Annotated in this window: 3 protein-coding genes and 2 pseudogenes; 1 reads left to right on the plus strand and 4 read right to left on the minus strand. The window is 71.8% G+C overall.

Annotated elements, in window-relative coordinates; genetic code table 11:
* The 3 genes and pseudogenes from ABT300_RS39755 to ABT300_RS39765 form a co-directional block, all read right to left on the minus strand.
* A pseudogene (locus ABT300_RS39755) lies at positions 1-183 on the minus strand (maleylacetate reductase); the annotation flags it as partial.
* Between the two features lie 2 nt (positions 184-185).
* A complete protein-coding gene (locus tag ABT300_RS39760) occupies positions 186-1,976 on the minus strand; it encodes an FAD-dependent oxidoreductase (RefSeq protein ID WP_351686777.1) in 1,791 nt (596 codons plus the stop codon).
* Positions 1,977-2,161: 185 nt separating this feature from the next.
* A complete protein-coding gene (locus ABT300_RS39765) occupies positions 2,162-3,112 on the minus strand; it encodes an AraC-like ligand-binding domain-containing protein (protein ID WP_351686779.1) in 951 nt (316 codons plus the stop codon).
* Between the two features lie 468 nt (positions 3,113-3,580).
* On the opposite strand from ABT300_RS39765, the gene ABT300_RS39770 reads away from it, so the two are divergent.
* The gene (locus ABT300_RS39770; protein WP_351686781.1) at positions 3,581-5,341 is read left to right on the plus strand and encodes a S8 family peptidase; all 1,761 of its coding nucleotides are present in this window, start codon (positions 3,581-3,583) and stop codon (positions 5,339-5,341) included.
* 384 nt (positions 5,342-5,725) lie between these two features.
* Here the strand turns inward: ABT300_RS39770 and ABT300_RS39775 are convergent.
* Positions 5,726-6,736: pseudogene (locus ABT300_RS39775) on the minus strand (LacI family DNA-binding transcriptional regulator).
* Positions 6,737-6,765 lie beyond the last annotated feature (29 nt).

The raw sequence follows: 6,765 nt of genomic DNA on the forward strand, positions 1-6,765 counted from the left end.
GTCGTGGCGCACCGCCACCGGCAGGTCCGCGCCGACGCGGTCGGCGAGGGGGGCCTCGGCCCGTGCGGCGATGAGCATCACCTTCGTCGCCTTCAGCGCGGCCACCTCGGCGGCCGCCGCGGCCGCCGCCTCGCCGGGGGCGAAGACGACCCGCTGCGGCAGCGTCTCGTGCACGAATCGCATGGTCACGCCTTTCCGAGGAGCTGGGCGAGGGCGCCGCGCAGGGCCGCCTCGGGGTCGTCGGCGAGGCTCATCGAGCGCCAGGCGACGTGTTTGTCGGGGCGCACCAGGATCGCACCGGACTCCTCGACCTCGCGCAGCTTGGCCCAGTCGTAGTAGAGGTCCGTCACCTCGCGGCCGGGGCCGATCACCACGGTGTCGAGGGGGACGCCGAGGGCCTGCCCGACCTTCTCGGCGGCGCCGGCCCAGTCCTCACCGGCGATGCCCGTGATCAGGGTCCAGCGGGTGTACGGCGCCAGGTCCATCAGGGCGAGCCTGGTGACGTTGTCGCCGACCCAGGCGTGCGGGAGGTGTGCGCCAGGGCTGGTGGACATGACGTGGTAAAGGTCCTCGTCCCCGCTCGGGGCGGGACGGGTGCCGTCGGAGACGACGGCGGCGGACTCGTAGAACTGGCCGAGTTCGACGCCGTGCGCGTTGAACTCGTAGTTCTTGGTCTCCATCGCCGTCACGAGGGCGGCGCGCCTGGCCGCTCCTTCGGGCGTGTTGGCCTTGCGCTCCTCGATCAGTGCCCGCATCTCGTCCTCGTCCCGGGCGCCGAGGACGCCGAGGGCCTGGAAGATGTCGGCGAACTCGCGGCTGGACTTGTTGGCCCGGGTGACGATCCGTTGCGCGACGGGCGCCCGCTCCACCGAGTACGTCTCGAGGAGCGACGGGTCGGCCTGCCCGCGCAGCACGGCCGCGAGCTTCCAGGCCAGGTTGTAGGAGTCCTGGACGCTGGTGTTCGAGCCCAGGCCGTTGCTCGGCGGGTGACGGTGGACGGCGTCCCCCGCGCAGAAGACGCGGCCCCTGTGCAGGTGGGTTGCGTACATCTCGTTGTTGCCCCAGAGGCTGGTGCCGGTGATCTCGACCTGGAGGTCCGGGATCCCCAGCAGCTGCCGCACGATGCGGATCGCCTCGGCCTCGTCCACCACGGGGGGCTCGGAGTCGATGTCGTAGCCCCACACGATGAGCCACTCGTTCCACGGGCGGACCATCCGGACCAGGCCGGCGCCGATCCCGCCGACGTCGGCGCCCGGCTGGATCACCCAGTACAGGACCGAGGGCCGGTGGCCGATGTAGGAGGCGATGTCGGCCTTGAAGGTGATGTTCATCGAACCGGCGATGTCCATCGCGCCCTCGAAGGGCAGGCCGATGTCCTCGGCGACCCGGGAGCGGGCCCCGTCGGCGCCGATGAGGTACTTCGCCCGGATGTCGTACTCCTGGCCGGTGAGGCGGTCACGGACCCGGACGGTGACGCCCGTGTCGTCCTGCGTGTGCGAGAGGTACTCCGTGGAGAAGCGGGTCTGGGTGCCCCGGACGGTGGCGTTCTTGACGAGGATCGGTTCGAGATGGGTCTGCGGGATGTCGACGGTGAGGCAGGGCGAGGCCAGGCGGTAGTCCGCCTCCCGGTCGGGCCGGGTGCCCCAGGTGCGGATACGGCCGATCTCCTCGCCCGCGATGGAGGTGCAGAACACGGTGTCGCCGACGAGGTCGTGGCCGGTGGCGTCGGCCAGCACCTGGTCCTCGATGCCCATGTCCCGGAAGATCTCCATCGCCCGCTGGTTGGTGATGTGCGCCCGGGGCGTGTTCGCGGTCCACCGGTACTTGGTGATCACGATGTTGTCGATTCCCAGGGTCGACAGGAACAGCGCCGCCGAGGCGCCGGCCGGTCCGGAGCCGACGATCAGGACATCGGTCTCGACGTGTGACGATGCCGGGAGGCCGGTCTCTGCCTGACCGTCGTTGAACTCGGGCATGGGGCGTCTCGCCTTCTTCTCGCGGTGCTGTGAAGGCAGCGTGCCTCCGGCCGCGACCGCATCGGGCGGGACGGGCCGCAGGACGGCCGAAATCCGTATGACACGGCTGCTTTCGGGGGCGCCTCACGGCAGTGCCGCCTCCTTGCGCGTCCTTGCTCCTGCCCTCGCCTGCCTTCGCCCGCCGTTCAGTCCCGCTGCGCGCCCGTGCGGCGCAACGCGCCCGCGGTGACGCCGAAACGGGCGTGGAAGGTCTGCGAGAAGTGGGCGATCGAGCGGAATCCGCACCTGGTCGCCACCGCCGCCGTGCGCGTCTCGGCTCCGTCCGGTCCGGTCAGCAGGCCGTAGGCGACTTCGAGGCGTCGGCCGAGCACGTAACGCGGGAACGTCGTGCCCGCGTCGGCGAAGACGCGGGTGAGCTGACGGACGCTGATGCCGACCGCGTCGGCGACCTCGGGGGCCGACAGACGCGGATCGTTCAGCCGGTCCTCGACGAGGGCGCAGGCGAGCGCACGGTGGACGACGGACGGGCGCGTGGCCCCGTCGCTCACCAGCACGGACGCGAGGTCGACGACGGCCTGCTCGTCCGCCCGGGTCGCTCCCTCGACGCCGACGGCGCGACCGACGAGCCGGGCGAGCGCACGGCCGTACGGATTGCTCTCGTCGCGCCGGACGATGAGCGGTTCCCCGACGCGCACGTCGTCCGGCAGCGCGCTGCGCTCCACGCGCACCGCCAGTTCGTCGAGCCCCTGGCCGAACCCGCGCACGAAGCTGCCGTCCGCGTCGCAGACCAGGAGGTCGCCGGGACGGACGACCTGCCGCCGACCGGCCTGCTGGAACAGCGCCTCTCCGCGCAGGGCGGCGTAGATCGCGACGGAGCCCGTGGGCCGCCGTTCGATGAGGTCGGCAGGGCGCTCGACCACGTGCGCCGTGGCACGGACACGCGCCAGATGCACCCGCCCGAGGTCGACGTTGTCCTCCCGCGCCCGGAAGTCCTGACCGCGCGGGGTACGGCACATCAGGGCGATCAGGGCGTCGGCGTTGTGCTCTTCCCAGGCCCGCAGCCGCTCCTCCGGCGGCAGGTGTGCCGTCGAGAACGCCTGCGCCGGTCGGGGCGTGGCCGCGATTGCCGGGTACATGATGCAGAGAGTAGGACCGCGATTCCCCGGTTCCCAACCCGTCAGGCCCACAAGGCGCTGGAACGGGCCTCGATGCTGCGCCGCGGAACGGCGCCCCGATCGGCATGCGGGCGCTCCGCGTCACGACGCCCCGCTCTGCGCACGGGCTCTACGTCACGACGCACATCACGTCAGCTCGGCACCGGCCCTTCGTCCCCCGGGTGGCCCGGCCCGCTCCATGAGTTGCCGGTGGACGGACGTGCCGAACTCCTGCCGCATCCCGACCCTCGACACCCGGAGTACGTCTCTTTTCAGCCATGCCTCTATGGCGTCCCTGCACGGAAAGGTACTTCCGCAGAGGAGCATGCACCTGACATCTTGCATCCACCATTCGTTTCGTGCGGCCCGGCCGGTGCTCTCAGCACGGCCGGGCCGTCTCCGGAGGACGCATTGATACCCCACACATCCAGCCGACCTAGACGCACGCTGGTGCTGGCGGCCACGCTCGGCGCCGCCCTCGCGTTCGGCGCCCCCGGCGCCCTCGCGGGCACGCTTCCCGTCGTCCCCTCCACCGCGCCGGCCGCCAAGGCCCACGCTCCGGCCGCCGCGCCGGCCGCCCGGAGTGCGGCCTGGGTGGCCGGCACGCGTGCCTACCTCGTGATCACCGCCCCCGGTGACAATGCGGCGGTCCGCTCCGCGATCGAGGCCAACGGCGGCACCGTCTTCTCGAACTTCGACGCGATCGGCGTGATCGTCGCCCACTCGGCGTCCAGCGGATTCGCCACCGCCCTGCGCGGCGTCGCCGGCGTGCAGCAGGTCGGCGCCACGCGTACTTCGGACGTCCCGGCCGACGCCTACAACCCGGCGCTCCCGGCCAACCCGGCCCAGGCCTCGACCCCGGCCGGAGAGCCGGTCCGCGCTGACATGAGCCAGATCAAGGCCGACCAGGCCTGGGCCGTGAACCCGGGCTCCGCCTCCGTCAAGGTCGGCATCCTGGACACCGGCGTGGACGACCAGCACCAGGACCTGGCGCCCAACTTCGACGCGGCCGACTCGGTCTCCTGCGCCTACGGCAAGCCCGACACCCGCGCCGGCGCCTGGCGGGACGTCGACACCCACGGCACGCACGTGGCGGGCACCGTCGCGGCGGCCAAGAACGGCAAGGGCGTCGTCGGCGTGGCGCCCGGGGTGAAGATCGCCGCGGTCAGGGTCGCCGAGCCGGGCAACGCCTTCTTCTTCGCCGAGAACACGATCTGCGGCTTCGTCTGGGCCGGTGACCACGGCTTCCAGGTCACCAACAACAGCTACTACACGGACCCGTGGCAGTTCAACTGCCCGGACAACATCGACCAGGCCGCCATCATCGAGGGCGTCAAACGCGCCCAGGAGTACGCCGAGGGCAAGGGCTCCCTGCAGATCGCCGCCGCGGGCAACGAGAACTACGACCTCGCCCACAAGACGACCGACTCCGCGAGCCCGAACGACTCGACGCCGGTCACCCGCACCATCACCAACGCCTGCCTCGACATCCCGACCGAACTGCCGGGCGTGGTCACGGTCGCGGCCAACGGCACGGGCGTCACCAAGGCCTCGTTCTCCAACTTCGGGCAGGGCGTCATCGACGTCGCGGCGCCGGGCAGCAACGTGTACTCCACCGTCCCCGGCGGCGGCTACGGCAGCAAGAGCGGCACCTCGATGGCCACCCCGCACGTGGTCGGCGTCGCAGCCCTCATCGCCAGCGCCAACCCGGGCATCACCCCGGCGCAGATCCGCGCCAAGCTGGCCGCCCAGGCCAACGACATCGCCTGTCCCTCGGACAGCCGCTGCACGGGCACGACGGCCGTCAACTCGTTCTTCGGCGAGGGCCAGGTGGACGCCCTCAAGGCCGTCGGGACGACCCCGCCGCCCGGCAAGTACTTCGAGAACCTCGCGGACTTCGCCGTCAACGACAACGCGACCGTGGAGAGCCCGATCGCCGTCACCGGCGTGACCGGCAACGCCCCGGCCACCCTCAAGGTGGGTGTGGACATCAAGCACACCTACATCGGTGACCTGAAGGTCGACCTGGTGGCGCCGGACGGCACCGTCTACACGCTGCACAACCACACCGGCGGCAGCGCCGACAACATCGCCCAGACCTACACCGTGAACGCCTCCTCGGAGGTCGCGAACGGCACCTGGAAGCTGCGCGTCAACGACAACGCCGCCTCCGACACGGGCAAGATCGACGCCTGGAACCTGACCTTCTAACGCAGGGTCTGCTCGACGGCGGGCATACGGGCCTGGACCGCGGTGTACGCCGCGGCCAGTGCCGCCGTACCGCCGTGCCGCAGACGAAGGAGCACCGGCCGGGCCGGGCGGCGAGCCGCCGTCCCGGTCCGGAGCGCCGTCCGGGTCCGGAGCGCCGAGACGGCCGCCGTCTCACTCGGCTGCTCCGAACACCGGCCCGGACCTCAGGGCCCGCGCCGGTCCAGGACACGGTCCCGGTATGCACGCCAGGCGTCGAACGCCGACCGGGCGGAGTCCGTTCGCCGAGACAGCAGGGCCGGACTGGCCGAACCAGCCCTGTGGCGCGGCGGCTCGCCTGGGCGGGGGTCGCCGAAGACGACACCGGGTGCGGGCCCGGCCGGTCCGTCAGGCGCTGGCCCGGGTGACCAGTGCGGTGGGCAGGATCAGCGGGGTGGGGTCCTGGCCGTCGAGCAGTGCGACCAGCATGCGGGCCGTCTCGCGGCCGAGTGCCGTGATGGGCTGGTGGACGGTGGTGAGCGGCGGGTCGGCGATTCTGGCGATCTCCAGGTCGTCGAAACCCGCCACGGCGACGTCGGCGGGGACCAGCCGGCCGGCCCCGCGCAGGCTGCGCAGCGCCCCCGCCGCCATGTTGTCGTTGGCGGCGAACACCCCGTCGACATCGGGGTGGCTCTGCAGCAGCGTGGTCATGACGGCGGCGCCGCTGGGCTCGGTGAAGTCCCCCTCCAGCGGCGGGAACGGTTCGAGACCGGCCGCCAGCACCGCGTCGCGGTATCCGCGGTACCGGGCGCGACCGGCCTCGGTGTCCAGACGTCCGCAGATCGCGGCGACACGAGTCCGGCCGTGGGAGAGCAGGTGCTCGGTGGCCTCGCGCGCTCCCCCGACGTTGTCGACGTCCACGTACCATCGCGGAGCCGGACCGACCGGGCGTCCGCCGAACACGACGGGGATCTCCGCCTCCTGGGCCATCCGGGCCAGCGGATCGTCCTCGCGCAGCGCCATCAGCATCACGCCGTCGGCGCCCCTGGACCTGAACAGCTCCTGCACCCGCTTGCGCCCCCGGTCGGAAGCGGCCAGGCAGAGCATGAGGTGCAGGTCGGCCTCCTACAGAGCGGCCGACGCCCCCACGATCACCTGGGCGAAGAACGGGTCCGCGAAGATCGACGGATCCTCGCCGGAGACGACCAGGGCGGCCGCCCCCGTCTGCCGCGTGGCCAGGGCGCGTGCGCGGGGGTTGGGCACGTAACCGAGCTGCCGGACGACCCGTTCGACCGCCTCCCGTTTGGCGCGGCTGACATGCGGAGCGTTGTTGAGGGCGCGGGATGCCACGGAACGGGAGACGCCGGCGAGTGCGGATCGGAATGCACCAGTAATTAACTCCTGACAGGCAACACCAATTCGGGGTTTGCGGGGATGGGTTTATTAGA

It is taken from the genome of Streptomyces sp. NPDC001027 (assembly GCF_040299045.1).
Taxonomy (GTDB): Bacteria; Actinomycetota; Actinomycetes; order Streptomycetales; family Streptomycetaceae; genus Streptomyces.